The 26,644-nt window shown below is 56.2% G+C and carries 24 protein-coding genes and 3 tRNA genes; 9 read left to right on the plus strand and 18 right to left on the minus strand.

Annotation, left to right across the window (positions count from 1 at the left end):
* The first annotated feature begins 38 nt into the window (after positions 1 to 38).
* Positions 39 to 698 carry a DUF1638 domain-containing protein gene (locus GOV91_RS02765; protein WP_171173801.1) on the plus strand — a complete coding sequence of 220 codons (660 nt, stop codon included), beginning with the start codon at positions 39 to 41 and terminating at the stop codon, positions 696 to 698.
* Positions 699 to 700: 2 nt separating this feature from the next.
* Here GOV91_RS02765 and GOV91_RS02770 read toward each other — a convergent pair whose 3' ends face one another.
* On the minus strand, positions 701 to 1,111 hold the full coding sequence (locus GOV91_RS02770; RefSeq protein ID WP_171173799.1) for a SufE family protein: 411 nt from the start codon (positions 1,109 to 1,111) through the stop codon (positions 701 to 703).
* A 139-nt stretch (positions 1,112 to 1,250) separates the two neighbouring features.
* Between GOV91_RS02770 and GOV91_RS02775 the strand changes: the two genes are divergently transcribed.
* Positions 1,251 to 1,781: a hypothetical protein gene (locus GOV91_RS02775; RefSeq protein WP_171173797.1), complete on the plus strand. Its 531-nt coding sequence runs from the start codon at positions 1,251 to 1,253 to the stop codon at positions 1,779 to 1,781.
* Positions 1,782 to 1,787: 6 nt separating this feature from the next.
* Here the strand turns inward: GOV91_RS02775 and rnd are convergent, their stop codons facing one another.
* The 3 genes from rnd to purM all read right to left on the minus strand — a co-directional run bounded on the left by rnd (position 1,788) and on the right by purM (position 4,699).
* The gene (rnd, locus tag GOV91_RS02780) at positions 1,788 to 2,945 is read right to left on the minus strand and encodes a ribonuclease D (protein WP_171173796.1); all 1,158 of its coding nucleotides are present in this window, start codon (positions 2,943 to 2,945) and stop codon (positions 1,788 to 1,790) included.
* Positions 2,946 to 3,059: 114 nt separating this feature from the next.
* Positions 3,060 to 3,656 carry a phosphoribosylglycinamide formyltransferase gene (gene purN / locus GOV91_RS02785; protein ID WP_171173794.1) on the minus strand — a complete coding sequence of 199 codons (597 nt, stop codon included), beginning with the start codon at positions 3,654 to 3,656 and terminating at the stop codon, positions 3,060 to 3,062.
* Positions 3,653 to 4,699 (minus strand): phosphoribosylformylglycinamidine cyclo-ligase, encoded by a 1,047-nt coding sequence (gene purM / locus GOV91_RS02790; protein WP_171176150.1) that lies wholly within the window; start codon positions 4,697 to 4,699, stop codon positions 3,653 to 3,655. The genes purN and purM overlap by 4 nt, the downstream gene beginning before the upstream one ends.
* 107 nt (positions 4,700 to 4,806) lie before the next feature.
* On the opposite strand from purM, the gene GOV91_RS02795 reads away from it, so the two are divergent.
* A tRNA-Ile gene (locus GOV91_RS02795) sits at positions 4,807 to 4,883 on the plus strand.
* Between the two features lie 461 nt (positions 4,884 to 5,344).
* Here the strand turns inward: GOV91_RS02795 and GOV91_RS02800 are convergent.
* The 3 genes from GOV91_RS02800 to GOV91_RS02810 all read right to left on the minus strand — a co-directional run bounded on the left by GOV91_RS02800 (position 5,345) and on the right by GOV91_RS02810 (position 8,245).
* Positions 5,345 to 5,497 (minus strand): hypothetical protein, encoded by a 153-nt coding sequence (locus GOV91_RS02800; protein ID WP_171234351.1) that lies wholly within the window; start codon positions 5,495 to 5,497, stop codon positions 5,345 to 5,347.
* A gap of 793 nt (positions 5,498 to 6,290) precedes the next feature.
* On the minus strand, positions 6,291 to 6,827 hold the full coding sequence (locus tag GOV91_RS02805) for a hypothetical protein (RefSeq protein ID WP_171234352.1): 537 nt from the start codon (positions 6,825 to 6,827) through the stop codon (positions 6,291 to 6,293).
* Positions 6,828 to 6,925: 98 nt separating this feature from the next.
* Entirely contained in the window at positions 6,926 to 8,245 is a 1,320-nt protein-coding gene (locus GOV91_RS02810; protein WP_171234353.1) for an ATP-binding protein, read from the minus strand.
* A gap of 44 nt (positions 8,246 to 8,289) precedes the next feature.
* Between GOV91_RS02810 and GOV91_RS02815 the strand changes: the two genes are divergently transcribed.
* Positions 8,290 to 9,204, plus strand: coding sequence for an MBL fold metallo-hydrolase (locus GOV91_RS02815; RefSeq protein ID WP_171234354.1), 915 nt, complete (start codon positions 8,290 to 8,292; stop codon positions 9,202 to 9,204).
* 76 nt (positions 9,205 to 9,280) lie between these two features.
* Positions 9,281 to 9,355 (plus strand) — tRNA-Asn (locus tag GOV91_RS02820).
* A 130-nt stretch (positions 9,356 to 9,485) separates the two neighbouring features.
* On the opposite strand, the gene GOV91_RS02825 is transcribed toward GOV91_RS02820, so the two are convergent.
* On the minus strand, positions 9,486 to 10,079 hold the full coding sequence (locus tag GOV91_RS02825) for a hypothetical protein (protein ID WP_371732263.1): 594 nt from the start codon (positions 10,077 to 10,079) through the stop codon (positions 9,486 to 9,488).
* A 371-nt stretch (positions 10,080 to 10,450) separates the two neighbouring features.
* Here GOV91_RS02825 and GOV91_RS02830 point away from each other — a divergent pair.
* Positions 10,451 to 10,525, plus strand: a tRNA-Asn gene (locus tag GOV91_RS02830).
* Positions 10,526 to 10,543: 18 nt separating this feature from the next.
* On the opposite strand, the gene GOV91_RS02835 is transcribed toward GOV91_RS02830, so the two are convergent.
* The 4 genes from GOV91_RS02835 to zwf form a co-directional block, all read right to left on the minus strand.
* On the minus strand, positions 10,544 to 12,163 hold the full coding sequence (locus GOV91_RS02835) for a long-chain-fatty-acid--CoA ligase (protein WP_171234355.1): 1,620 nt from the start codon (positions 12,161 to 12,163) through the stop codon (positions 10,544 to 10,546).
* Positions 12,164 to 12,348: 185 nt separating this feature from the next.
* Positions 12,349 to 13,953, minus strand: a complete 1,605-nt coding sequence (gene pgi, locus GOV91_RS02840) for a glucose-6-phosphate isomerase (protein WP_171234356.1) — start codon at positions 13,951 to 13,953, stop codon at positions 12,349 to 12,351.
* A 4-nt stretch (positions 13,954 to 13,957) separates the two neighbouring features.
* Positions 13,958 to 14,629 (minus strand): 6-phosphogluconolactonase, encoded by a 672-nt coding sequence (gene pgl / locus GOV91_RS02845; protein WP_171234357.1) that lies wholly within the window; start codon positions 14,627 to 14,629, stop codon positions 13,958 to 13,960.
* Positions 14,626 to 16,080 carry a glucose-6-phosphate dehydrogenase gene (gene zwf / locus GOV91_RS02850; RefSeq protein WP_171234358.1) on the minus strand — a complete coding sequence of 485 codons (1,455 nt, stop codon included), beginning with the start codon at positions 16,078 to 16,080 and terminating at the stop codon, positions 14,626 to 14,628. The genes pgl and zwf overlap by 4 nt, the downstream gene beginning before the upstream one ends.
* A gap of 165 nt (positions 16,081 to 16,245) precedes the next feature.
* On the opposite strand from zwf, the gene GOV91_RS02855 reads away from it, so the two are divergent.
* A complete protein-coding gene (locus GOV91_RS02855; RefSeq protein WP_171234359.1) occupies positions 16,246 to 17,199 on the plus strand; it encodes a radical SAM protein in 954 nt (317 codons plus the stop codon).
* Here the strand turns inward: GOV91_RS02855 and GOV91_RS02860 are convergent, their stop codons facing one another.
* Positions 17,200 to 17,895 (minus strand): hypothetical protein, encoded by a 696-nt coding sequence (locus tag GOV91_RS02860; protein ID WP_171180037.1) that lies wholly within the window; start codon positions 17,893 to 17,895, stop codon positions 17,200 to 17,202.
* A gap of 101 nt (positions 17,896 to 17,996) precedes the next feature.
* On the minus strand, positions 17,997 to 18,266 hold the full coding sequence (locus tag GOV91_RS02865) for an usg protein (protein WP_171180035.1): 270 nt from the start codon (positions 18,264 to 18,266) through the stop codon (positions 17,997 to 17,999).
* A gap of 192 nt (positions 18,267 to 18,458) precedes the next feature.
* On the opposite strand from GOV91_RS02865, the gene gyrA reads away from it, so the two are divergent.
* Positions 18,459 to 21,182 carry a DNA gyrase subunit A gene (gyrA, locus tag GOV91_RS02870; RefSeq protein WP_171234360.1) on the plus strand — a complete coding sequence of 908 codons (2,724 nt, stop codon included), beginning with the start codon at positions 18,459 to 18,461 and terminating at the stop codon, positions 21,180 to 21,182.
* Positions 21,183 to 21,289: 107 nt separating this feature from the next.
* Here gyrA and GOV91_RS02875 read toward each other — a convergent pair whose 3' ends face one another.
* The 4 genes from GOV91_RS02875 to GOV91_RS02890 all read right to left on the minus strand — a co-directional run bounded on the left by GOV91_RS02875 (position 21,290) and on the right by GOV91_RS02890 (position 25,855).
* Positions 21,290 to 21,985: a THxN family PEP-CTERM protein gene (locus GOV91_RS02875; protein ID WP_371732251.1), complete on the minus strand. Its 696-nt coding sequence runs from the start codon at positions 21,983 to 21,985 to the stop codon at positions 21,290 to 21,292.
* 447 nt (positions 21,986 to 22,432) lie between these two features.
* Positions 22,433 to 23,902: a carboxypeptidase M32 gene (locus GOV91_RS02880; protein WP_171234361.1), complete on the minus strand. Its 1,470-nt coding sequence runs from the start codon at positions 23,900 to 23,902 to the stop codon at positions 22,433 to 22,435.
* Positions 23,903 to 23,906: 4 nt separating this feature from the next.
* Positions 23,907 to 25,052 (minus strand): heme A synthase, encoded by a 1,146-nt coding sequence (gene ctaA / locus GOV91_RS02885; RefSeq protein WP_171234362.1) that lies wholly within the window; start codon positions 25,050 to 25,052, stop codon positions 23,907 to 23,909.
* A 59-nt stretch (positions 25,053 to 25,111) separates the two neighbouring features.
* Positions 25,112 to 25,855, minus strand: coding sequence for an RNA methyltransferase (locus tag GOV91_RS02890; protein WP_171234363.1), 744 nt, complete (start codon positions 25,853 to 25,855; stop codon positions 25,112 to 25,114).
* 163 nt (positions 25,856 to 26,018) lie between these two features.
* Here GOV91_RS02890 and GOV91_RS02895 point away from each other — a divergent pair, with 163 nt between their 5' ends.
* Positions 26,019 to 26,639: a thiamine phosphate synthase gene (locus tag GOV91_RS02895; protein ID WP_171234364.1), complete on the plus strand. Its 621-nt coding sequence runs from the start codon at positions 26,019 to 26,021 to the stop codon at positions 26,637 to 26,639.
* Positions 26,640 to 26,644: the final 5 nt, after the last annotated feature.

Consider the following 26,644-nt stretch of genomic DNA (forward strand, 5'->3'; position numbering starts at 1 on the left):
CATCCTCTTCTGTGAGCAACCCCAGAGGACGCCATACAATGTCAAACGACGCTCTGCCTGATGATGCCAGCCTAACGACCAAAGGCTACACCGACACCGAATCTGGCCGTATCCTGCTGATCGCATGTGGGGCGTTGGCCAAAGAGATTTTGGATATCAAATCGCGCAACGGCTGGGATCACATGGCGCTGACCTGTCTGCCTGCGATTCTTCATGTCCACCCGGAACGGATCACGCAAGCTGTGGAAGACGCTGTGGCCAAGCACCGGGACCAATTCGACAAAATCTATGTGGTCTACGCAGATTGCGGGACCGGCGGCCTGCTTCAACAAGCCTGTGAAAAGCTGGGGGTCGAGATGGTCAAGGGCCCGCATTGTTACTCGTTCTTCGAAGGCAACCAAGCCTTTGAGGCGCGCGGCGAGGATGAGACCACGGCCTTTTACCTGACCGACTTTTTGGCCCGGCAATTTGACGCCTTTGTCTGGAAACCCTTGGGTCTGGATCGACACCCAGAGCTGCGGGATATGTATTTCGGCAACTACACCAAACTGATCTATCAAGCGCAGATCGACGATCCGGACCTCACGGAACGTGCGCGAGAATGCGCGGACAGGATGGGTTTGGAGTTCGAGCGGCGCTTTACCGGCTATGGCGATTTGGAAACCACGCTGTCAGATTGGGCAAACCGTCCGACCTGACCTTACGCGTTTTCCTGGGCCACCTGCCGTATGCGTTCGATCATGGCACGAAGGCCGTTGGACCGTTGTGCAGACAGATGATCATTCAGCCCCAAACGCGCCAGTTCTGCTCCAGCATCAACCTTGGGCACTTCGGCTACGGGCAGACCATTATACAAGGAGCGCAGGACAGCAATGAGCCCTCGCACGATCAGCGCGTCGCTGTCGCCATCGAATTTGAAAACACCGGACTCGATCATCGGATGCAGCCAGACTTGGCTGGCACACCCGTTCACTTTTGTTGCTGGAACTTTGAACGCGTCATCCAATGGGTCCATCGCCTTGCCCTGTTCGATGACATGGCGATACCGGTCTTCCCAGTCCTCCAGAAACTCGAAATCCTCGACAATGTCTTCAAAGGCGGGCGTGGCCATGGTGCGGCGATCCTTTTGGTTTCGGTACCAACTGTGACCTATGCCGACGACCACCTGCTGTCCAGCCCCGCGGTGGCTTTTCAACGCGAGGAATTTGCGCTAACCCATTGCCTGTATTCGTGTGAAAAGCTGTGGGTCCATGCAAAAATCTCTGTCCGTTCTTATCATCGCCACGCTGACCTTGACTGCATGCAGCGGCTGGCGTGATTCTCGGGTGAACCCGTCGAATTGGTTTGGCTCAAGCAGATCGGTAGAAGCTGAAACGCCGCCGGACCCTAACGCAGCTGACGCTTTGGTTCCTCAGCAAAGACAAGGCACGGGCCTGTTTTCGCGCCCGAATATCGCGGACACCAGCATTCCAATCGGTCAGATTGACGAGCTGCGCATCGATCCCACCCCAACCGGTGCCATCATTTATGCGTCGGGAACGGCTGTCCGTCAGGGCGCATACAATGCCCGCCTGGTTCGTGTGAACTCGGAAGAGAACGAGAAAAACGGCACAATGGAATTTGAGTTCCTCGTGAACTATCCCAGCGCGCAAACACCTCAAGGATCCGAACGTACCCGCATGGTGTCGGACGCTGTGAATGTCAGTCGTCAGGATCTTGAAGGCATTCGACTGGTGCGTGTGGTTGGACAGCAGAACGCGTTAGAGTCGCGACGGCGCTAAAACCTTCTAAAGCGACACAACCTTGACCGCCTGCCCTTTAGCAGCCAAAGCGATCTTGCCTTCGCATAGCTTCAGCGCGTCTTCGCCGAATACTTCGAACCGCCAGCCAGACATCGCGGGCAAGTCGCGCTCGCCAGCGGCGATCTGATCCAGTTCAGAGCTGGTGGCGATCAGTTTAGCGGCTACGCCGGAGCTCTCTGTCTTGGATTTCAGAAGAACCCGCAGCAAGTCGGCCAATGCCGGGTTGACCTTCAGCTTATCGCGCGACGTATCGACCTTTGGCAGCTTATCCGCCGGGCAATTCACCCCGCGTTTTACAGCCGCCAAAATACCTTCGGCAATCGCGCCCTTTCTTGCCTCGCGCAGCAACAGCCGCGATCCGCCCAGATCCGAGGGCGTTTTGGGTTTGGTTGACGCCAATTCGATCAGTGCATCATCCTTGAAAACCCGATTCCGAGGAACGTTGTTTTCCTGCGCATAAGCTTCGCGGAACTGGGCCAATTCCCGCACCACGGCCAGGAACTTGGCCGAGTTTGTCCGCGTCTTTACCCGTTTCCAAGCCTCTTCCGGGCGGATGTCATAGGTGGTGGGTTGCGTCAACGTCCGCAGTTCTTCCCCTACCCAATGGCTGCGCTTTGTCTTTTCAAGTTCAGCCGCCAGGTGTTCATAAATCTTGCGAAGATGGGTGACATCAGCCAACGCATAAGATTTCTGCGCGTCTGTCAGCGGACGCCTAGACCAGTCCGTAAACCGAGAGGTCTTGTCGACGCCCTGTTTGCAGATTTTGCGCACCAATGTCTCATACCCGACTTGTTCACCAAAGCCGCAAACCATCGCTGCGACTTGTGTGTCGAACAAAGGATTGGGGAACACACCTGCCTCAACCCAGAAAATCTCAAGATCCTGTCGAGCGGCGTGGAAAACCTTGACGACATCTTCGTTGCGGAACAGCTTGTACAGCGGTTCCAGCGATAGCTCATCAGCCAAGGGATCCACCAGAACCGCGCTGTCTTCGTCTTCGGAAGGGACCGCCAATTGCACGAGGCAGAGTTTGGAATAATACGTCCGCTCGCGCAGGAATTCAGTGTCGACAGTGATATAAGGATAGCTTGCGGCGGCCTTACAGAAGTCGGCCAGCTCTTGCGTCGTCGTCAGGGTTTTCATGCGCCGTACTAGTATCGCTCTTGGTTTTGTGACTGCCCGTTATTTTCTTCGTCCCGAGCGTTACCGACGACCATAGGCCGAATATCGGGCGGGTGTAAATCACCCAGAGCGGGTTCAGGGCAACAGGACGGGCGACCTGTTGCCTTCTGCGTAACGGCGCAACACTTCGGGGTAGAGCACATGCTCCTGAACCAGGACTCGCGCAGCCAGCGTATCCGGCGTGTCACCCTGCTCAACAGGCACACGAGCCTGGCCTAAAATCGGGCCATCATCCAGCGCTGCGGTGACTTCATGAACCGAGCAACCATGCTCGGCGTCCCCGGCCTCAATTGCACGAGCGTGCGTATGTAAGCCTTTGTACTTCGGCAACAAAGAAGGGTGGATGTTCAGCATCCGCCCCTGAAACCTGGACACAAAATCCCCCGTCAGCACGCGCATGAAACCCGCCAGACACACAATGTCCGGCTGTGCCTCTTGCAAGGGCTTCAAAAGCTCGGCCTCAAACGCGGCGCGGTCCCCTTTGAACGGGCGGTGATCGACCACTGCGGTCGGAATGCCACGGTCTGCAGCTTTTTTCAGCCCGCCCGCCTGCGCATCATTAGACAGCACCAAACAAGGCCGCGCCGGATGGTCACCGATCATGCTATCGACCAGCGACACCATGTTCGACCCGCCCCCGGAAATCAGGATCGCGACGCGCTTGTGGCTCACAGCAGTTTGCCCGAATAGGCAACGCCGGGCGTCTCAGTCACGGTGCCGATCCGTGCAACGGTCTCACCGGCGTCTTTTAGCAAGATCGACAGCTCATCCGCTTTGTCTGCTTCGCACACGACAATCAGGCCAACACCGCAATTGAAGGTCTTGAGCATTTCGGCTTCGACAATACCGCCAGTTTCCGCCATCCAGCTGAAGACGGGCGGCAATTGCCAGCTGTCCAGATCGATCTCGGCCCCCAACCCCTCGGGCAACACACGCGGCAGGTTTTCGGTCAGACCACCGCCTGTAATGTGCGCCAGCGCGTGAACACCACCGGCGCGGACAGCAGCCAACGCCGGTTTGACATAGAGGCGTGTGGGCGTGAGCAAAGCCTCACCCAAGGTGCCAGCGCTGAAGGGCGACGGCGCGTCCCAGCCCAGCCCAGACAGCTCAACCAGTTTACGCACCAGCGAATAACCGTTGGAATGCACCCCGTTCGAGGCCAGGCCCAGCAGCACATCACCCGACTGAACACCAGCGGGCAAATCCGCACCACGTTCCATCGCACCAACCGAGAACCCGGCCAGATCAAAGTCACCATCGGGATACATGCCCGGCATCTCAGCCGTCTCGCCCCCGATCAACGCACAGCCGGATTGCGCGCAACCCTCGGCAATGCCTTCGATGATCCGCGCTGCCGTGTCGGTATCCAGCTTTCCGGTGGCGAAATAGTCCAAGAAGAAAAGTGGCTCGGCACCCTGACAGATCAGGTCATTGACGCACATAGCTACCAGATCGATGCCGACCCCATCCACAACACCGGTATCAATCGCAATCCGAAGTTTAGTGCCAACACCGTCTGTTGCGCCCACCAGAATCGGATCCTGATACCCAGCGGCCTTCAGATCGAACAACGCACCAAAGCCACCCAGCCCGCTCATCACGCCGGGGCGGTTGGTCCGTTTGGCGGCGGGCTTGATCCGATCGACCAGAGCATTGCCCGCGTCAATATCCACGCCTGCATCGGCATAGGTGATTCCGTTCTTACCCGCTGTCATGGTCGGTCCCTCATGAATGCTTTGCGGGCGGGTTAGTCGATTGTGCATCATGTTGCAACGGTCAGGCTTGACGCGGGCGTTCACCGTGATAGGCAAGACGCCGTGGCGGGCCTGTAGCTCAATTGGTTAGAGCAGAGCGCTCATAACGCTTTGGTTGCGGGTTCAAGTCCTGCCGGGCCTACCAAGATCACCGCTATGTTATTGTTTTATATAAATAATACACCAGCGCGGTACGATATGCTGCTCAAAATGAAGCAGCCACTTATCTAATGTACCACCCAACGAACTCAGTAGTTTCTATCGAATCCACCTCAGACCACCCTGGCCGTTTTTCCACTGCCGGAATGTCATTTCTCTCCAGCCACTCTTTGATTGCCGCCCCATGGTTTTGGGGTTTCGCCACGCATCGGCGAGAATGCAGATCCACGAGCTGAGCGTTGTAACCTTGAATACCACTGGATTCTTCGATTCAAACCGTGGGCTTTTACCCAAACATGCGCTGCCGCTTCCCAATCTGGAAGCGACCGTGACTAACGTTCTTTGTGAAGGTCGAAAAGGATTCTGTTGGACCCTTTCATCGCTCTGATGTGAAGTAGGCACAGGGACGCGCCAAGCCTCCTATGTGTCATCTACAGCCGAATTTGATCACTGCTGTTGCTGATGCTGCTGCTGTTCTTTTTCCCGCATTTGTTTCAGCTGTTGCTCCTGGTGGATCTGCTGCTGCTGTCGCTTTTGTTGCCCGGCCGACTTTGAGCTCTCGCTGCTATCAGAGCCGTTCCCTTCATCTCTTTGAGACATTATTAACTCCCTATTGAGAAATCACTTGGCTTTCACGAGACGCGCCTTTCTCAGAACCTAGTACATAGCCACTAGTGCCGCTGAGGATAGCAACTACAGCTTTTGGTTCGATTTTCTTGAGAAGCCTAAGCAAGGTGGCAGAAAGCACAATTAGGATTGCAGGTGCAAACTTGAGCAGTTGAATCTTTTCTGCCAATTTCCCAATATGCTCAATAGTGCCGTCGGAATTCTTCCAAAACGCAAAGCAGAATACAGTCGTTAACCCGACAGCCAATACTGAAAACCCAAACAATGCTTAGAAAAGTATCGGCTTAAAGGCTTCGATATTTACCTCCATTTTTCGCGCTCCAAATTTAGACACCATAGCACAAGTTAAGTCTTCTTCGTTGAAAACACTTATTCGACGACAATTGCCTCCTCATTGCTTACGTCTCTGAACTCAATTGCGGCAGTGATCTATTGTATTTTCAAGGCTTCTAAGTACCGCTTTTAGACGACCGGATGCAGGACCGTTCCCATCACCGAAATTAAGCCAGATTGACATCTCAAACATCTCTTTAAACTGGCTCATGAAGCTGAAAGGAGGCCGATCCATAGTCTCATTGTTTTCCTCACAAAGGCGCTTTACCCGCTCGGCAACTTCATTCACTTGTCACCCAGTATCTCCCCCTATTCGTCGAAGTAACAATAAACCATGCCGGTTTTGAATTTACGTTGTAGCCTGACAACCCCTTAAGCCCAGCCCCACAATTCGGAGCAACCTGCGGCCTGTCTGCAAGTTAAACCTCGGGCGCTAGTATTTAAGAAACTCTTCTACACTATCAGCCAGCCACCAAGGACTCTGCGTTTCATAGAACGCGTGTGTCCCGGCTGAATTTGGCAGGTTTCGGATCGTGACCAGATAGTCTTCAAAGTCGATCGGAACGGACCAATGTGATGCGTCATACAGCATGGCCAAGTATTCGTCCGCAGTTGGTTCGAAATAGTCCTGATCCGGATCTGGCGGGCCATAGACTTTCGCAAACTCGGCCTGGAAGTAATCTAGAACATATGAGCAATAGATCACCTGATTTGCTCTGACCTGAACTGGAATTGGTGCGAATTCGTCTGTGTCTTCTTTGACAAAATGCTTTAACTCAAACGCCATACCCTGGATCACTTCTTCCTGCATCCAATTGCTGCATGTGTCGCCAAGCGCAATGAAGCTGGCCATACGTTCGAATTTTCGGTCTTCGGCTTCCCGCGCGAATTGCGTAATCGGAACAAGAGCAAACAATGAAGTGACGGTAACGACTATTTTCTCGATATTGCTGAGAGCTGCTTTAATCATTTTCTCTGAACCCCACGTCGTTAGAAAACTAGGATCAGAATGACATGCTTATACAAAAGCACAAAATTGCATGCACTTTTTAGCAACAAGGCGTGTTGCTATCGACCTATGATAATATCCGCGCAAAGACCGCCCAAACGCTCGCTTTTTGCCAGGCGCAATGTACCGCCATGTGCACGGGCAATGTCCGCCACAATCGCCAAACCAAGACCTACTCCGCTGCCCTTGTTCTGATTCCGTGCCGGATCAAGCCGCGTGAAAGGCTTGACCGCTTCGGTGCGTTCCTCGACTGGAATACCCGGGCCATCATCTTCGACACGGATACGCATGGACTTGGGATTCAGTGTCAAGCTGACGTCAGCCCGTGATCCATAGCGCACCGCATTTCCGATCAAATTTTCAACGGCCCTGCGAATGGCCATAGGGCGCAGCAGCACTGCCCCCTGCCCCTCAACCCCAATCAGCTCGGCCTGATGCCCGGCGCGTTTGGCATCCTCGACGATCTGGCGAATGAAAACATCTGGCTGCACCTCTTCTGGGGCGCCTTCCGCAGCTCCGCGCGTGAAATCCAGAAACGCGTCAAGCAGGGATTGCATTTCCGTCACATCCTGCTGCAAAGGCGCGGCCTCGTCTTCGGGCAGCATAGACAGTCCAAGTTTTAATCGCGTCAGCGGTGTGCGCAGATCATGGCTGACACCCGACAGCATTAGCGTCCGCTGTTCGATTTGACGTTCGATCCGGGCGCGCATGTCCAGGAACGCATTTCCTGCCGCACGAACCTCGATGGCGCCGCCGGGTGTATAGGGCACGACCCTTCCACGCCCAAAGGCCTGCGCCGCATCGGCCAGCCGTGTGATCGGCCGCAATTGATTGCGCATATATAGAAAGGAAATCGAAGTCATGATCACGGCGAAAAATACCATTGTCACGATCAACTGATGCGGCGCGACTGGGGACAACCTGCGCCGATCAAAGGTCAGCTGCAATACCCCAAGATGTGTCTGCAAATACACCCGCGCTTCGCGACTTGTCGGCAAGGCGACAGCCACAAGATCGGGCAGGTTTGACTGAAGGTCGGACTGGACCTGTGGCGCGATGAAATCATACCAGCGCCGCGCCCCAATCATCGGTTCTTCGTTCACGTCAAGAAAACGCGCCTGCATTTCAAGGGCCCGCAAATCGGGGCGCACAACGGCCAGAGCGTCCTGCTGCGTTTCGGCATCGGCGATCATCGTCGTGATCAAAGTCACTTCGCGTGACGCCGCGCGAGTCATCTGCCCGGTAACGTCTTCCAGATGCTTTTGGATAAAGGCAATACCCACCACCAGCAGCAGCACGATCACCGGAAGAACCAGAATCAGGGCTGCCCGGGCGTAGAGGCTGCGAGGCAGATAGGGTTTGAGCCATTGCGAAGACATGGGCTAAACCTAGCGGGGCGTCCGGATAAGAGAAAGAGCACAGAATGCAGGCACCTGACGATTTCAACCCACCCGCAGGTGTTGCGGTCGATCTGCAACCCGGGTTGAGACGTATTCTGGCCCCGAATCCCTCAGCCATGACCTATCGTGGCACCAACACCTACTTGCTGGGAGACCGAGACATCGCGGTGATCGACCCCGGCCCCAAAGACGAGGCGCATCTGAACGCTATTCTGGATGCTCTGACTCCTGGGCAGAGAATCAGCCACATCATCGTAACGCACACGCATCTGGATCATTCACCGCTTGCCGCCCCACTGGCGAAGCGGACAGGCGCAGCCATCTATGCCTTCGGCGGACCAGAGGCCGGGCGAAGCGATGTCATGACCCGTTTGGTCGCGCAAGGTATGACAGGGGGCGGCGAAGGGATCGACACCACGTTTCGTCCTGATGTTGAGGTTGCAGACGGCGAAGTCATTGACGGAAATGACTGGCAGTTGGAGGTCATCCACACCCCGGGTCACTTGGGAAATCATATTGCGCTCGGCTGGCAGGACACCTGTTTCACAGCTGACCACGTGATGGGCTGGGCCAGTTCTTTGGTCTCACCCCCGGACGGAGATTTAACGGACTTCATGGCGGTCTGCGACCGCCTGCGCGCCCGCGCCTGGTCAGTTTTTCATGCAGGGCACGGCGCGCCAATCACAGACCCTGCCGGACGTCTGGATTGGTTGATCCAACACAGACAATCCCGTGAGGCACAGATTCTGGCGGCTCTGGAACAGGCAGATGGCACGGCCCGACAGTTGGCCGAGCGTATCTATACCGAAACACCCGCCGCCCTGTTGCCCGCCGCGGAACGCAACGTCTTTGCGCACCTTGTTGATCTGAATGGGAAAAACAGGGTTCTTTCGCGCGGGAAAATGTCTGCCTCGGCCGTTTTTCATCGCGTCGCATAACAGGTCAAAATTTTTTCATGCTTCGCGCGCTTCCCCTCTGGACGCCGGGAATCCGGGTTGCTATACGCGCCTCAGTTCCGGCGTAGCTCAGCGGTAGAGCAGTTGACTGTTAATCAATTGGTCGTAGGTTCGATCCCTACCGCCGGAGCCAATAATCCTGACAATCCAAGAAGTTGACGAATAGATCGGTCGAGAACCCTTACTTTCGTCCACTGCTATATCAGTATCCGTTTTCCGGCGCTCTTTGGATTATCAAATCAATTTCCACTTCAGTCGTCGCTTCAGGGTACCGTTAGCAGGCGAATAACCCGAATAAGGCGATCCGCCGGGATTTGCATGGGCTCTACCCTAAATATAGCCATGCGGCCGACAAGTTCTGGTGCATCCAGAAATTCTTCCGCTGCTTGCATTCGCGGTCGATCTCCATAGTCGTCAAAAAGAAGGGTCACGGGCCGTGTAATATTGAATGCGGTGGCCAAAGCACAACCGACTCGAAACCGGCCATCGACCAGCACAACATCCGGATGCTTGAACCCCTTGCTCTGCCAGATTGACAAAGGATATCTGGGATACCGTCCTGATTTGTCTTGATTTGCCGGAAACCCCCATTTCTTGGTGTCACCGATATCAACCCAGGATATATTAACTTTGGTCCCGGTGTTGGGTGGGTTTTCGCGAAACCAGCGCCTCATTTTTCGGGTCCAGCTTCGGTCACTTTCTACGCTGAACACAGTTTTGTTTTGCATTTCTGAGGCCAAAACAGTAGATCCGCCAGAGCCGTATTCTAGAATCACAGAGGCCGCTTCGTAGTTTTCGCGCAGCACATTTTGCGCGTCTTCCGGCATGGTTAGAACAGGTTTTTCAAGTTCGTTCACTTTCAAGGCGTTCTCCTGTTGAATTCCACGATTCAAGCCTAAAGTCCGACAGTTTCAGCGAGTGGGATCAACCGTACTAAGGCGGATTAACACGTATTCCCGTGCAAGTTTCGCTGTAGCGACCGCAACGAGACCTTTTTCGGGAACATGCTATGCCCAGACAGAAGCCACACCAGATTTTGGCGGCATGGCGCTCTTAAAAACACAAAAACGCGCAATTTGATAGCAGCATTTGCGCAGTCTCAGCGCCGCCCTGATCCCTCCTGTTTGACAAGTTTTTGGACCTCGCATTGTTGCTGCTGAATTTTTCGAAAAAACTTGCGGCCTGCACTGGACGACCGGGAATTCGATTGCTATACGGCCCGAACCGTTCCGGCGTAGCTCAGCGGTAGAGCAGTTGACTGTTAATCAATTGGTCGTAGGTTCGATCCCTACCGCCGGAGCCATCTTCCCCTTAACTGATGTTAACCCGTCAGGGCGTCTTCGAAATCCGCGCGCAGGTTGCGTTTCAGGACTTTCCCGGTTGCGTTCAGCGGCAGTGCATCGACAAAGACCACCTTGTCCGGGATTTGCCACTTGGCGATCTTTCCATCGAAGAAGCTCAGCAATTCGTCTTCGCTTGGGTCTGCCCCTTCAGCCTTTACAGCAACCAGCAGCGGCCTTTCGTCCCATTTCGGGTGCGGTACGCCCACCACGGCGGCGGTTGCAAGCTTGGGATGCGCGACTGCGATATTCTCAAGCTCAACGGAGCTGATCCATTCTCCGCCGGATTTGATAATGTCTTTGGATCTGTCACGGATGGTCATATAGCCATCCGGGTCCAGCGTGGCAACGTCGCCAGTGGCAAACCAGCCGTCCTGAAGAAGCTGCTGATCTTGCAACATAAAATAGCTGTCCAGAACCCAATGCCCCCGCACCATCAGATCGCCCTGAGTTTCGCCGTCATGCGGCAGATCATTGCCATCATCATCGACGATTTTCAGCTCGACCCCAAAGGGCGGCCTGCCCTGACTCAGGCGGATTGCGTGCTGTTCTTCAAGTGGTAGCTCAAGATGCTTGGCCAGAGGGTAGTTTGTTGTACCCAGCGGGCTCATCTCGCTCATGCCCCAGGCATGCACAGTGTCGACCCCATAGGTTTCGCGGAAGGTTTCGATCATCGAAGGCGGACAGGCCGCCCCCCCGATCACAGTTCGATCCAGGCTTTTCAACTCGGTCCCGCACTTGGCGGCATGGGCCAGCAAACCTTGCCAAATGGTCGGCACACCCATGGCCAGGGTCACACCATAGGTGTCGATCAGGTTGACCAGCGCCTCGCCGTGCAAATCCTGTCCCGGCAAGACCATCCGCGACCCCGACATTGCACAGGCATAGGGCGATCCCCACGCGTTGACGTGGAACATCGGCACGACGGGCATGACGACGTCCATCGCAGAATACCCGATCACATCCTTTGTGTTCGACGCAAAGCTGTGCAGCAGGGTTGACCTGTGGGAATACAACACGCCCTTCGGATTGCCCGTCGTGCCCGAGGTATAACACAGGCTTGATGCCGTGTTTTCATCCAGATCAGGCCATGCGAAGCCAGTATCGCCTGTTTCGATCAGTTCGTCATAGAACACTAGACCGGGGATCTGTGACGCTGCCTCTTCATTGCGCGGGCCCATGAGGACAAAGTGCCTGACTTCGGTAAGCGCATCGTGCAGCGCTGCAACCAACGGGATGAATGTTGCATCAAAGAACAGCACACGATCCTGAGCGTGGTTGATGATATAGGTCAGTTGCTCGGGGAACAGGCGCGGATTGACCGTGTGGCAGACATAGCCAGCGCCGGAGGTTGCATAGTAAATCTCAAGATGCCGCCGGTTGTTCCAGGCCAGGGTTCCGATCCTGTCCTGTGGCTCTAATCCCAGTTTTGTTAGCGCTGATGCCAGGCGTCGGGCGTTCATCGCAATCTCAGACCAGTTGGTCTCGGAAATCGTACCGTCTGTTTCGACCGAGATTATCCCGGTTTGGCCGTGGTAGCGTTCTGCATGATCAATAAGTGACGAAATCAGCAGGGGCTGCGTCATCATCTGTCCCAGCATGGACATCCTCCCGTCGTTGGCGGGGTCTTAGATGACCCCTGCCTTATCCATCTGACATTAACAGCTAGGGGCGTGCCCCATTGCGTCAATCCAGTCGTTTCCTAGGAAGGAACCCTGCCAAGCATTTAATTGTCTGACAATAAAAGAATGCCACCCACTAGTGCAGCAGGCTGCGTTTTGGGGCGTTAATCCCGGTGTTTCAACGCATAGGCGACCAGCGCAGCGGTGGATGCGTCCTTGCCTTGGGCGCTTTCTTCACCGTCCACGATGGGGCCAAGCGACGTGGCCAGCTCCTTGCCCAGCTCCACCCCCCATTGATCGAAAGAGTTGATACCCAACAGCACACCTTCGACAAACACCCGGTGCTCATACAGGGCAACGATCTGACCCAGTACGAATGGTGTGAGTTTCGGATAAATCAGAGTGGTGGACGGACGATTGCCGAGGAAAACCCGATGTCGCGCCTGCCGCTCCAGTTCCGCACCTGTCAGCCCGTTTGCCGCCATGCGGTCTCGGGCTTCGTCCAGTGACCGGCCGCGCATAAGGGCTTCGGACTGCGCCAGACAATTGGCCAAAAGCAAGCGGTGATGATGGGTCAGCTCGGGTTCGTGCCCTTCGGCCGCAACCATGAATTCGCATGGGATAACGTCCGTACCCTGGTGAATCAGTTGGTAGAACGCGTGCTGACCATTTGTACCCGGTTCTCCCCAGACCACAGGACCCGACGGAATAGTCAGCGAAGACCCATCCATGGCTACTGATTTGCCGTTCGATTCCATCTCTAACTGTTGGAAATAGGCTGGCAGCCGCAACAGCCGCTGATCATAGGGCAGCACGGCGCGGCTGGCATGGCCCAGAACCTGACGATGCCAGATACCGACCAGCGCCAGCATGACGGGCACGTTCTCAGACCAATCCGCCGAGCGGAAATGCAGATCCATCGCCTGCCCACCACGCAGAAACGCGTCAAACGCGTTTGAGCCAACAGCGATCATGACCGGCAGGCCCACTGGCCCCCAGACCGAATAGCGCCCACCGACCCAATCGGCGAAACCAAACACATGCGCTTCGGGAATGCCAAACGCCTGCGTCTTGTCCAATGCGCTGGATACGGCGGCAAACTGCCGGGATGGATCGCCTCCGCCTTCGGACATCCAGGCGCGGGCCGTGCGCGCATTGGTCATTGTCTCAATGGTCGTGAAGGTTTTCGAGGCGACAATCACCAAAGTCCGTGTCGGATCCAACTGACGCAGCGTGTCAGCGATATGCGCGCCATCCACGTTCGAAACATAGTGCAGACGCGGCCCATCATGATACGGAGCCAGCGCATGTGTTGCCATGACAGGACCAAGATCCGACCCACCAATGCCGATATTGACCACATCGGTAAAGCTGCCCCCTGCCCCCGCAATCGCACCACCGCGCACTTCCTCGGCAAAAACCCGCATCCGTTGCAGCGTGTCCAGAACCTCGGGCATGACGTCCCGACCATCCACGTCGACCGGCCCACCGTCCAGATTGCGCAAGGCCGTGTGCAGCACCGCGCGCCCTTCAGTTTCGTTGATCTTTTCGCCCGCAAACATCGCATCGCGCCGCGCCGCAAGACCGGCGTCTTCGCACAGTTGGATCAGCCCCGCGCGCACGCTTTCGTCGATCTGCGTCTTGGAGTAATCAAAATGCATATCCCCGGCCGAAGCTGAAAATTCCACAGCCCTGTTCGCGTCCGCCTCAAACAGGTCCAAGATACGGCGGTCCGCGTCTGCCAATGCCTTCAAAGCGTCCAGTTGCATGTGTTCACTCCGACCAATGGACAGTCATACCGCTCAGCACAGCGGCGATTGGTGCGTCTTCCGGTGGCAGCGACATGGCTTTTTCCAACGCGTCGCGCTTGGTCTGGCCGTAGATAATCAGGTGCTTGGACAATGCCCCATCCAGGACCGGCGCGGTCAGGGAAATGCGCGCCTCGGGCTGCACCTCGGTGCGCGCGACGGTTAATGTAGGCGCATCACTGCCCAATGCCTGAGCCAGCCCTTCCATACCCGGAAACAACGAAGCCGTATGCATGTCATCACCCATTCCAAGAACCAGAACCGACAACGGCAACACCGGCGCAATCAGAGATTCGATTTCGGGCAACGCCGCCTCGGGTTCCGCACCGGGTACATAGAGCGGAATGTAATGCGCAACAGACGCCCGGTTCGTCAGCAGTCTTTCGCGAATCAGACGCTCGTTGGAACGCTCGTGATCGGCAGGTACACACCGTTCATCTGTTGGCAAAACTCGCACACGGTCCCACGCCACGTCCGCTGCACAAAGGCTGTCAAACACTGGCCCCGGCGTTGTCCCACCGGGAACGGCCAGCGCAACAGTGTCATGATGCAACAATGCAGCCTCCAGATCGCCCGCCAAAGCATTTGCCACGTCGATGGCCAGCATTTCGCGGTCTGCATATTCCTGAATATTCATGGCTTGATTCCTTGCCAACGGCGACCATCTCGTTTCATCAGCAGCTCGGCGTCGCCCGGCCCTGTGCTGCCGCTGTCATAAGGTTTCGGCACGTCGCCGCGCGCCAGCCAGCCAGCGATGATTGGATCGGTCCAGGCCCAGGCGGCCTCGACCTCGTCCCCGCGCATGAACAGCGTCTGGTTGCCCCGGATCACATCCATCACCAACCGTTCGTAAGCATCTGGCGGGTCCTGATTTTCGGGTCCCAAGGCTTCGGCAAAGCTCATGTCCAGTGGGACATCGACCAGACGCATCCCACCCGGCCCCGGTTCCTTGATCGTCACCTTCAGGGTGATCCCTTCATTGGGTTGCAAACGGATCGACAATGCATTGGCGTGCCGTCCGGCTTCTTCCCCGAAGATCGAATGCGGCGCGTCCTTGAACATCACATTGATCACCGAAGACCGCGCCACCAACCGCTTACCCGTGCGCAGATAGAACGGCGTCCCGGCCCACCGCCAGTTGCTGATGTGGGCCTTCAACGCCACATAGCTTTCGGTGGTTGAACGCGGATTGCCAACGCAGTCTCGGTATCCCGGACCCTCGGGCCCTGCAGCGAACTGGCCGCGCACAATGTGATGCGGCTCTACCTGGTCAAGCGCCCGGATTACCTTGAGTTTCTCGTCGCGCACCGCGTCGGGATCAAATTTGGCCGGAGGTTCCATCGCGATCAGGCAGAGCAATTGCATCAGGTGGTTCTGCACCATGTCCCGCATTGCGCCTGCGCGCTCGTAATACTCCTCACGCCCGGAAATCCCCACGGTTTCAGCAACCGTGATTTGAATGTGGTCGACATATTGGCTGTTCCACAAGGGTTCGAACAGCATGTTGCCAAAGCGCACAGCCATCAGGTTCTGCACGGTTTCCTTGCCCAGATAATGGTCGATCCGGTAAATCTGGCTCTCGTCGAAATGCGCAGCCAGCGTGGCATTCAGGGCCTGCGCACTGTCCAGATCATGGCCAAACGGTTTTTCCACCACGATGCGGGTGTCGTCCGTCGCCAGATTATTCGCCCTGACCCGCTCGGCCAGCGGGCCGAACAAACTTGGACCAACCGAGAAGTAGAACGCCCTTATGCGGTCCGATGACAGCTTTTGGCCCAGAACATCCCAGCCTTCTGCTGTCATTGCATCCAGAGGCACATAGTCAACCCGCTGCAGAAACCCGATCAGCGCCCGGCTGTCCTGCGCCCGCTTCGGCGCATGTTGGCGCAAAGAATCGGCAACCATCTCGCGAAACTCTTCCGCAGTATGGTTCGCCCGGGCTGCTGCAAGGATTTTCGTGTCATCATGCCATTGCCCGGCACAGAACCTACGATACAGGGCAGGCAGAATTTTCCGCTGCGCCAGATCACCAGTGCCGCCGAAAATAATCAGATCAAAAGGATCAACAGGGATGACGCGTGAAACCATAAGCTGTCCTTAACCCGACCCAACTTGCATGTCCAATGTTAGCGCAACCAAAAATGAAAACTCAAAGATCATCAAAACTCTGTTAGAACCGCCGCGTCACCCTTACCAAATCCCCGACAACACGCTAGTTCGAACCAAAGATTTCAGCAAAAGCCGGATGCGGGAATGAAAGACAATGCCCCTCAGCTTGCCAATATCGGCAAGTTCCAAGACAAACTGGTGACAGCAGACGGGCAGACCCGCGCAACAGTTTCACTGACCCAGCCAGACACGCTTTGGTTTAACACAGGTACGCTGTGCAACATCGAATGCGTGAACTGCTATATCGCCAGCAGCCCGACCAATGATGCTTTGGTCTATCTGACCGCAGATGAAATCCGTAATTTTCTGGACCAGATCGACGAGCGCAATTGGCCCGTGCGCGAGATTGGCTTTACCGGCGGCGAACCCTTCATGAACCCCGAGATGATCGAGATGACTCGTGCCGCGCTGGAACGTGGGTATGAGGTCCTGATCTTGACCAATGCGATGGCCCCGATGATGCGCCGCAAGATGCGCGAAGGCTTGTTGGAGTTGCAGAGCAAATACAACGACAAGCTTACGCTGCGCATCTCAGTCGATCACTACCGCCCCGACCTGCATGATGAAGAGCGCGGCAAGGGCAGTTTCGACAAAACCGTTACCGGGATGGAGTGGTTGCGCGATCACGGCTTCAACATGGCGATCGCAGGCAGGACGGTTTGGGGAGACACGGATGCAGAAAGCCGCGCTGGTTATGCTGCGTTCTTCGCCCGGCATGACTTTGACATCGACCCGAACAATCCAGCTCAGACCGTTCTATTCCCCGAGATGGACGAATCCGTGGAAGTGCCTGAAATTACGACGGCGTGCTGGGGAATTCTGGACAAATCCCCAAATGCGGTGATGTGTGCCAATTCGCGCATGGTGGTCAAACGCAAAGGTGCGGATCGCCCTGCCGTTCTGGCCTGCACGTTGCTGCCTTATGAGCCCGAATTCGAGATGGGGCACAGCCTGGCCGAAGCCGAGGCGGATGTTCACCTTAACCATCCCCACTGCGCCAAGTTTTGCGTTCTTGGCGGCGCAAGCTGCTCGGGTTGATCAGTTCAGTTCGGGCGACTTCCAGAACTTGGTGCCGGACGCACCTGCCGACACGCGCCATCCTTTTTTGCTGAGCACAAAGAAAGAGCGCCCATCGCTAAAGCGCACGGTTTCGCCCTTTTTGTCTTCTCCATACATGGCGCCGGTTTCAGCCGTCGCGTCATAGCCATGGAGAATGAAGTTGTCCAAATCTGAAGGGCTTTCGAACAGGATCACAAACTTGGTCTCAAAGCCGCCAATGCCGATGGCCGCGCCCACACCACCCGTGCCCATGTTCATATAGGTGTGCTGACCAGTGTCTTTTGAAACGGCCACACCGCGCCCATACCCTGCCGATACCGGAAACACCGAAATCTTGCGCGAGTCGAAGGCCGCATAACCTGCGCTGACGTCATAGAGTGACTGCGCTTCGGGGTTTTCGGCAAGCAACTGATCAAGGATTTCTCCTGCCATCACGTCCAGCTTGGCACGCGTTTCTTCCGGCGTTGCTTCGTTGGACAGCAAGTCCGACGTGGAATCGATGGTTTCATCGACGACCGCAGCGCCTTTGTTGACAGTATCACCGACGCTTTCCGCGCCGCGACCGATCGCTTCTGCGGTGTTTTCAGCACCCTTCTTTATCTTGTCCAGAACGCCTTCGGCACAAGCGGGACCACTTAGGCAAAGCGCCGCAGCAAAAAGAAAGGCTTTTGTCATGGTTTGTTTTCCTGTGGCAGCAACAGATTGGCCGTCACCTTACCCGACTTGCCTTAAATGAAAACGGGTAATTCAATGGTCAGTCAGGCATTACCGACCACTCAATTCACGCGAAACTCGCCAACCATGTTACGCCACTCACCCGGTGCAATCATCTTGCGGTGGGTGAATTTGACCGAATGCAGCGGACCTTCAATCTCTCGCTGCCAGAAATCGATGAATTCGAACAGTTTCGGATGATCCGGCGCCAGGTCGTAGTCCTGCCAGATGAACGTGTTTAGTACGTGGATATAGTCGGGCATATGGTAGAAGAATTCCGCCGTTGTCAGACCGTACCCCTTTAGCATCAATTCGGTTTCGCTTGGGTTCATGCGGACCTCTGGTTTGTTGCAAGGTCTCTTCAGGCTAGCACAGAAACCTTCTAATTCTTGGATAACAATATGTTACCGGGACGTTACCGTGGTTTTTCGCACTCAATGCGCTGCTTGCTTGCACCTTATGTGCCGGGTCTGATAAGGTGCATCCACAAGATATAGACCCAAGCCAAAGATCGGGCAGTTTACGTGAGCGATACGCCAGAAATTCCTGAAAACATGGACGAAACCCCGCCAGAGCGCCCAGTGTATGACGGCCCGACGGTCTCCATCGAATCCGAAATGCGCACATCCTATCTGGACTACGCCATGTCGGTCATCGTATCCCGCGCGATCCCGGATTTGCGTGACGGCCTGAAGCCGGTGCATCGCCGGATTCTGTATGCGATGCACGAAACCGGGAACACCCATGACAAAGCCTACCGCAAGTCTGCGCGCCCGGTTGGCGACGTAATGGGTAAGTACCACCCGCACGGGGACTCAGCTATCTATGACGCGCTGGTGCGGATGGCGCAGGATTTCTCGATGTCGCTGCCTTTGCTGGACGGTCAGGGCAACTTTGGTTCGATGGACGGCGATAACCCAGCGGCCATGCGTTATACCGAAGTGCGGATGGACAAACCGGCTGCCGCACTGCTGGCTGATATCGAAAAAGAGACGGTTGATTTTCAGGACAACTACGACGGCAAAGACAAAGAGCCAACCGTTCTGCCCGCGCGTTTCCCGAACATGCTGGTCAACGGCGCCGGTGGTATCGCCGTGGGTATGGCGACCAATATTCCGCCTCACAATCTGGGGGAGGTGGTCAACGCCACGCTGGCACTGATCGACGATCCTGACCTGACCTCAGAGCAGTTGATTGAATACGTCCCCGGCCCCGATTTCCCAACGGGTGGCGTCATGCTGGGCCGATCTGGTGCGCGCAAGGCCTATCTGGAAGGTCGCGGCAGCGTCATCATCCGCGCCAAGACTCGTGTCGAAGAAATCCGCAAGGATCGCTATGCGATTGTCGTGGATGAGATCCCGTATCAGGTAAACAAAGCCTCGATGATCGAAAAGATCGCCGAAGCGGTGCGCGAGAAACGTATTGAAGGCGTCAGCCACGTGCAGGACGAATCCGACCGCAACGGTGTGCGTGTCGTGGTCGAACTGAAGCGCGATGCCACGCCCGAGGTGGTTCTGAACCAGCTTTATCGGTTCTCTCCGATGCAGACTTCCTTTGGCTGCAACATGCTGGCGCTGAACGGCGGCCGACCCGAGCAGTTGACCCTGCGCCGATTCCTGACGTCCTTCATCGACTTCCGCGAGGATGTTGTTGCCCGTCGCACCGCTTACGACTTGCGCAAAGCGCGCGAGCGTAGCCACATACTGTGTGGTCTGGCCGTGGCCGTGTCGAACGTGGACGAGGTGGTCGCCACGATCCGATCCTCGGCAGACGCCGCCGAAGCGCGCGAAAAGCTGATGACCCGCCGCTGGCCAGCCGCTGAGATCGAAGGCTATTTGCGCCTGATCGACGATCCTCTGTCCAAGATGAACGACGATGGCACCTATAACCTGACCGAGGTTCAAGCCCGCGCAATTCTGGAACTGCGCCTGCAACGTTTGACCCAGTTGGGTGTCAAAGAGGTCACGGACGAGCTGGAAGAACTGGCCGCCAAGATCAAGGAATATCTGGATATTCTTTCCTCGCGCGAACGCATCATGTCGATCATCGGTGATGAGTTGCGCGACGTCCGCGAAAAGTTCGCTGTCGACCGCCGCACCGAGATCGTTGATTGGTCCGGCGACATGGAAGACGAGGACTTGATTGAGCGTGAGGATATGGTCGTGACCGTAACCTCAGGCGGCTACATCAAGCGCACACCGCTGGCCGATTTCCGTGCTCAGAAACGTGGCGGCAAGGGCCTGTCGGGGATGCAGACCAAGGAAGAGGATGTCGTCACCAACCTCTTCGTGGCGAACACGCATACCCAACTGCTTTTCTTCACCACCGAAGGCATGGTCTATAAACTCAAGACCTGGCGCTTGCCGCAGTCCAGCCGGACCGGCAAAGGCAAAGCCATCGTCAATATCCTGCCAATTCCGACCGGTGTGTCTATCGCCGCGATCATGCCTGTGGATGTGCCGGATGAAGAGTGGGAAAACCTGCAAATCGTATTTGCCACTAGCGCCGGTGACGTACGTCGTAATCGCCTGTCGGATTTCACCAATGTTCGCCGTAACGGCAAGATCGCCATGAAGCTGCCCGACGACGTTGAACTGGTGAATGCCCGCATCTGTTCGGAAGATGAAGACGTTATGCTGGTCACCAATTCAGGCCGTGCAATCCGCTTCCGCACCACCGACGTGCGCGTGTTCAACTCGCGCGAATCCACCGGTGTGCGCGGCATCAAACTGACCAATGGCGACCGCGTTGTGTCGATGTCTGTGATCCGGCACTTTGAGGCCGACCCGGATGAACGCGCAGCTTACCTCAAGATGCGCCGCGCCGTGGCTGGCATTGCCGATGACGGTGAGGTGGACGAAGACGAAGCCGCGCCGGGCTCGATTACGCAGGAACGCTATGCTCAGATGTCGGCAGCCGAGAACCTGATCCTGACCATCACCACTGGCGGCGCAGGCAAGCTGAGCTCCAGCCATGACTATCCTGTTCGCGGACGCGGCGGTATGGGCGTCGCCGCCATGGACAAGGCGATGCGCGGCGGTGAGCTTGTGGCGTCCTTCCCGGTCGAGATCGATGACCAGATCATGCTGGCCACGTCCAAAGGTCAGTCGATCCGGGTGCCGGTGGATGGGATTTCCTTCAGATCCCGCAGCGCGGGCGGAGTGCGGGTCTTCAACACCGGTAAGGGCGAAGAGGTTGTCAGCGTTGCCTGGATCGCCGATCAAGGTGAAGACGAGACAGAAGAGTAATCGTTCTAACCTTTGGAAATAGAAAAACCCGAGGTTCGATGACCTCGGGTTTTTTGTATTCGAAAAGTCTACACCGCACGAATGAACGCGTGGTGGAGAAACCTTGCCTAAGCCGCTTTGCGCTTTTGGCGACGTCCGTATGCGAACAGCCCACCAATACCTCCAAGCAGCAGCCACCCGGCAGCAGGCAACGGAACGGGAGCGACTGTATACTGACCATAAAGCGTTGCGTGGTTCTGCGCCCCTTCAACCGTACTGAAACCAGTGGAAATTGTGTTCCCACCGTCCTGTGAAAAGCCAAGCACCGAGAACACAAAGTTCTGTCCACCATAGGTGAAGTTCTGAGAGCCGAGTGTGTTTGCAATTGTCACGACATCGTTGCAAGGCGTTGGATCCTGAGGACAATCTTCCGGTCTGTTAAAGGTCTCATTATGTGTCAGTGAAAAGGTTGATGACACCAAAGGTCCGCCGCCGATCTGCAGATCGACGGCAAGATCAACTGAACTCAGAACTTCCCCTGGAATCGGAAAGTTGAGGTGCGTGAACTGTCCCAGGTCAAAAGCTGTGTCCGGCGAAAGATTCAATATTGGTGTTCCCGTCGGCGTAAAATCATAACCACTTGGGTTACTGCCACCGCCCCAACGAAGCGAGATAGTAGAACCAGAACTGCTTTCCGTAATACCAGTCGTTGGATTCACGTTCTGCCATGAAGGAGAAATAGCTGTCACACTCAACGCCGAGGCGGCGCTACCAGCCAACACCCCAACTAAGGCAACCGCGGCCACATTACGTTTCAGTGTCACGTGTTTAACCCCTACCCTTGAAACACTTTTTACAAATTCGCACTCCAACTAGAGTGCTACACAGACTTGAGGATACGTAGTACCCCGGACACAATTTGGCCACCCATTTTCCTCATTTAGGGTAAATCCCCTCAACATTGTTACCTATGTTGAAACGGTGACGCTGACTGGAAGTATTTTCAGCTTTTTCTAATACAATTCCTTCCACCCCAAAAATCGATCCGGGCCTATCTTGTAAAGGCCTGTCACGCGTGAACACCAAGTCAATGATGCCTCACGTACTGGATCGCGATATGGTGTCACACGCGCGGTATTGACGTCGCCAACGGCAATCATCTCTGGAACGGTCCGTCTAAGGTGAAATACGAAAAAATTCACCGTTGTCGCGGCCGCATCACCAAAGAGATCCGGCCTTTCTGTACGCAGTCCGGAGACCGAAATCTCAGGTCACAGCCCGTACAAAGCCCCAAACTTCTTTTCCAGATACGCAAGCAAAGGCTCTGGCCCCGGCTCTACACCGCTTGCGCGTGCAATGACATCGCGGGGTGCATAAAGCCCGCCATGTTGTTGAACTTGTTCGCGCAACCAGCCCGTCGCGCCAGAGGTGTCACCCTCGGCCAATCGGTCATCCAGCCCTGGCACTGCCGCACGCAGCGCCTGAAACAAGCATCCTGCATAAACGTTGCCCAGCGAATAGGTCGGGAAATACCCGAACAATCCAACCGACCAATGCACGTCCTGCAAACAGCCATTCGAAGGTTTGTCGACCGCATAGCCGAAGTCAGCTTTAAACCTGTCATTCCAGGCGGCCTCGAGCTCGCTCACTTGCAGGTCTCCGGCCATCAGTGCGCGTTCCAGATCAAAGCGCAACATGATGTGAAGGTTGTACTGCACTTCATCAGCCTCGGTCCGAATATAGCCGTTATGAACACGGTTTACCGTAGCGTAAAACGACTCCGCGTCAGCGATACCGAAATCGCCGAATGCCTCAGTCATCTGTCCGAACAGCCACCCAGTAAAGGCACGCGAACGACCCAATTGGTTTTCGTATATGCGGCTTTGACTTTCATGCACGCCCATTGACACGCCGTTCCCAAGCGGGGTCAGCAAATAAGCTTTGTCGATACCCTGTTCATAAGCGGCGTGGCCGACCTCGTGTATCGTGGAATAAAAGCAGTTGAACGGGTCCGTTTCACTGGTTCGCGTGGTGATGCGCACATCCAGCCCACTGCCCGAGCTGAACGGATGCACCGCCTTGTCAACACGGCCATTGTTCAGATCATACCCAAAAGTCGTCGCCAGCTTTTGCGTCAGGCGCATCTGGGTCCGTTCATCAAAACTGCCATTCAGGCCTGCCGGTTCCGGGCGATCCAATACTGCGGCGCGTAGGGCAACCAAACGTGGGTGCATCTCATCAAAAATGGCCGCAATCTGCGCGCCGGTCGTGTAGGGCTCGTAATCTTCGACCATGGCGTCGTAAACGTCACCACCCTGAGCAAGGGCTTCGCCCTCTTGCCGTTTGAGTGACACGACCTCTTCAAGCACCGGCAGAAAGGCCCCGACGACTTCATCCGCCCGCGCCTGCGCCCAAGACCCCTGCGCAGCGGATGTCACACGGGCGATCGCTGTTGCCAGATCAGCAGGCACTTTCACCGCACGCTCATAGGCCCGACGGATTTCACGCAACTGGGCCTTACCCACTTCGTCCTGTGGCGCGGCTTGCTCAAGCCATTCTGCCACACGCGGATCTGAACGACGCGCATGGAGAACGGCCTCGATTGCAGCCATTTCTTCGGCACGTTGCGGTGCAGCCCCACGCGGCATGACGGTTTCCTGATCCCAACCCAGCCGCCCGGCAATCTGGCCTAAAGCTGAGGTTTCACGCTGAAAGGCCATGAGTTCATTGAAAGCGGTCATTGGATCAAACTCCGCGCAGGGATGTTGCGATGGGATAAGCGGTCAGGAACCGGGCACGCAGGATCAGGGTCCAGACGACAACGGCCATGAATTGGTGGAAGATCGCAATCTGCCAGGGTGCGCCGTAGACCACGGTCACGATTCCGACGACAACCTGCAACGCCAGCGCGGCAAAGGCGGCATTGAAGGCAAAACGTGTCTGCGGATGCGCGCTGGTTCCACCACGACGCCAGACGATGAAGGCGAAGATGAACAGCAGATACCCCGCACAGCGGTGAATGAACTGCACCAATCCAGGACTTTCAAAGAAGTTCCGCCACATCGGCTCCAATGCAGTGGCATCCGGCGGCAACACTTGCCCGCCAATCAAGGGCCAATCGGTGTAGGACCGCCCAGCGTCGATCCCAGCGACCAGCGCCCCAATGAGTATCTGTAAAAAGGCGAAATGCATCAGACCGGTGGACAGTGAGAACAGTTTGGCCTCTTTCGCGCGGCGCGCCTGCATCAGGTCGCGTTCTTCGCGGCCCAATTCAAAGATGTACCACGCCAGAAAGCCCAGGATCACAAAAGCCAGACCCAAATGTGTGGCTAGACGATAACTGGCAACGGCGGTCATGCCCTCACCCTGCGTCACGCCTGAGGCGACCATCCACCATCCGACCGCGCCTTGAACACCGCCTAAAACGCCCGGAATCAACAGCTTACCGGTCCAGCCGGTTGGAATTTTACGTGCAGCTAAGAAACCAAAGAACCCGAGGGCCCAGACAAGTCCGATCACGCGGCCCAGTTGACGATGGCCCCATTCCCACCAGTAGATGAACTTGAAATCATTCAACTCCATCCATTGGTTTTGGATACGCCACTGGTCGATTTGTTTGTATTTGTCGAATTCCGCCTGCCAATCGGCCTCATTCATCGGTGGGATGGCTCCGGTGATCGGACGCCATTCCGTGATCGAAAGGCCGCTGTCGGTCAGGCGCGTCAGACCACCAACCGCGATCATCACAACGACCAGGGCAAACAGGATCATAAGCCAAACACGGATCGCCTGACGTGCGCCGCCGCGTCCCCGGTCGATCATTCCCGGTTGCACGGCTTGTTGTTTTTCGGTGTCCGAGACCTCTTCGAAGATGCTGCGCTTACCGCTCATGCTGTCCTCATGTCCTGATTTTGTCGCAAGCTAGGGCTTGGTGGAAGATAGGTCCAGCCTCAGCTTTTGTCTTTCCAGCGGACCATCTGCCGCATGATCCCATGCAGCATCTGCACATCGGCGCGAGTCATCCGCATCCGCGACCACAGATTACGTAGATTAACTTTCATACCCTCTGCTTTTTCAGGGGGATAGAAGAACCCGGCCTCTTCCAGACGATCCTCGTAATGCTCGACCAGTTTTTCCACTTCGATCCCTGTGGCCCAGTCGCCCTTGCCCAGATCGGTGGCCTCATGCACCACGTCTCCGGTCTGGCGCATCCACTCATAGGCGGTCAGCAACACGCATTGCCCCAGGTTCAGCGAGGCGTATTCCGGGTTCACCGGAACCGAGATGATCGCGTTGGCCTTTGCGATGTCCTCATTCTCAAGCCCTGCACGCTCGGGACCGAACAACACGGCGACTTTTTCACCTGCTGCGACTTTCTCAGCCGCGATCTGCATCGCACGTTCTGGGCTATAAACCGGCTTGGTTAACCCGCGCTGTCGGGCTGTTGTTGCGAAGACAAACGTGCTGTCAGCCAGCGATCCTGCCAGATCGTCAAAAAGCTGCGCCTCATCCAGCAACCGCCCCGCCCCGCTGGACATGGCCACTGCCTTCGGGTTCGGCCAGCCGTCGCGTGGGGCTACGATGCGCATACGGTCCAGACCAAAATTCCACATCGCGCGCGCGGCGGCGCCGATGTTTTCGCCCATCTGCGGGCGCACGAGCACGAAGGATGGCTGAGATGTATCGCTGGGCATGGCTGTCTCCGAAAAGTTCCGCCCGCTCTAATCCGACGGCGTCAACAGGGCAACCCGATCCTTTTCTTCTATTTCCAAATACCGCCTCGGCAGGCATAAAAGTTTGCTTCCCCGCCGCAATCCGCTAAACCGCGCCAAAGACCAAAAACCGAAGGACGCGCCCATGGACACCCCCGAGCAGCCGCAGATTTACCTGATCACGCCTCCGACCATCGAGTTGAGCACCTTCACAAACAAGCTGGCAACGTTACTGGACGGGGCCGACATCGCCTGCATCCGCCTGGCGCTGGCCGGAAGCGACGAAGACACAATCGCCCGCGCGGCCGACGCTTGCCGGGAAGTCGCCCATGCGCGTGATGTGGCCATAGTTATTTCGAACCACGTGCTGCTGGCCCAGCGTCTGGGTCTGGACGGGGTGCATCTGGACGACGCGGCTCGGTCCGTCAGGGCTGCGCGCAAGGAATTGGGCGCAGATGCAATTGTTGGTAGTTTCTGCGGTGCCTCCAGCCATGATGGCATGACAGCAGGTGAAAGCGGGGCCGATTACGTGGCCTTCGGACCTGTTGGCACGGCCACGTTGGGCGATGGTACCCGCGCAGAAAAGGACCTGTTCCAATGGTGGTCCGAGATGATCGAAGTTCCGGTTGTGGCCGAAGGTGGGCTAACGCCCGACCTGATCCGCGACCTTGCCCCCTGCACCGATTTCTTCGGAATTGGGGACGAAATCTGGAACAGCGACGATCCGCTTGGCGCGCTTAACACTCTGACAGCAGGGATGTCCTAACCCTG

Source organism: Ruegeria sp. HKCCA6837 (genome assembly GCF_013034475.1).
In the GTDB taxonomy this organism is placed as follows: domain Bacteria; phylum Pseudomonadota; class Alphaproteobacteria; order Rhodobacterales; family Rhodobacteraceae; genus Ruegeria.

What these genes read in the sequence shown, in the direction of transcription:
- GOV91_RS02775 (WP_171173797.1), top strand. Translation starts at nt 1,251, where the DNA reads ATGCAAAAATCTCTGTCCGTTCTTATCATCGCCACGCTGACCTTGACT.
- rnd (WP_171173796.1), bottom strand. Translation starts at nt 2,945, where the DNA reads ATGAAAACCCTGACGACGACGCAAGAGCTGGCCGACTTCTGTAAGGCC.
- ctaA (WP_171234362.1), bottom strand. Translation starts at nt 25,052, where the DNA reads ATGAGCGGTAAGCGCAGCATCTTCGAAGAGGTCTCGGACACCGAAAAA.
- GOV91_RS02880 (WP_171234361.1), bottom strand. Translation starts at nt 23,902, where the DNA reads ATGACCGCTTTCAATGAACTCATGGCCTTTCAGCGTGAAACCTCAGCT.
- GOV91_RS02770 (WP_171173799.1), bottom strand. Translation starts at nt 1,111, where the DNA reads ATGGCCACGCCCGCCTTTGAAGACATTGTCGAGGATTTCGAGTTTCTG.
- zwf (WP_171234358.1), bottom strand. Translation starts at nt 16,080, where the DNA reads ATGGTTTCACGCGTCATCCCTGTTGATCCTTTTGATCTGATTATTTTC.
- GOV91_RS02890 (WP_171234363.1), bottom strand. Translation starts at nt 25,855, where the DNA reads ATGCCCAGCGATACATCTCAGCCATCCTTCGTGCTCGTGCGCCCGCAG.
- GOV91_RS02865 (WP_171180035.1), bottom strand. Translation starts at nt 18,266, where the DNA reads ATGAACCCAAGCGAAACCGAATTGATGCTAAAGGGGTACGGTCTGACA.
- GOV91_RS02815 (WP_171234354.1), top strand. Translation starts at nt 8,290, where the DNA reads ATGCAGGCACCTGACGATTTCAACCCACCCGCAGGTGTTGCGGTCGAT.
- GOV91_RS02805 (WP_171234352.1), bottom strand. Translation starts at nt 6,827, where the DNA reads ATGATTAAAGCAGCTCTCAGCAATATCGAGAAAATAGTCGTTACCGTC.
- GOV91_RS02895 (WP_171234364.1), top strand. Translation starts at nt 26,019, where the DNA reads ATGGACACCCCCGAGCAGCCGCAGATTTACCTGATCACGCCTCCGACC.
- pgi (WP_171234356.1), bottom strand. Translation starts at nt 13,953, where the DNA reads ATGCAACTGGACGCTTTGAAGGCATTGGCAGACGCGGACCGCCGTATC.
- GOV91_RS02765 (WP_171173801.1), top strand. Translation starts at nt 39, where the DNA reads ATGTCAAACGACGCTCTGCCTGATGATGCCAGCCTAACGACCAAAGGC.
- GOV91_RS02855 (WP_171234359.1), top strand. Translation starts at nt 16,246, where the DNA reads ATGAAAGACAATGCCCCTCAGCTTGCCAATATCGGCAAGTTCCAAGAC.
- GOV91_RS02800 (WP_171234351.1), bottom strand. Translation starts at nt 5,497, where the DNA reads ATGTCTCAAAGAGATGAAGGGAACGGCTCTGATAGCAGCGAGAGCTCA.
- purM (WP_171176150.1), bottom strand. Translation starts at nt 4,699, where the DNA reads ATGACAGCGGGTAAGAACGGAATCACCTATGCCGATGCAGGCGTGGAT.
- GOV91_RS02810 (WP_171234353.1), bottom strand. Translation starts at nt 8,245, where the DNA reads ATGTCTTCGCAATGGCTCAAACCCTATCTGCCTCGCAGCCTCTACGCC.
- GOV91_RS02835 (WP_171234355.1), bottom strand. Translation starts at nt 12,163, where the DNA reads ATGCTGGGACAGATGATGACGCAGCCCCTGCTGATTTCGTCACTTATT.
- GOV91_RS02860 (WP_171180037.1), bottom strand. Translation starts at nt 17,895, where the DNA reads ATGACAAAAGCCTTTCTTTTTGCTGCGGCGCTTTGCCTAAGTGGTCCC.
- pgl (WP_171234357.1), bottom strand. Translation starts at nt 14,629, where the DNA reads ATGAATATTCAGGAATATGCAGACCGCGAAATGCTGGCCATCGACGTG.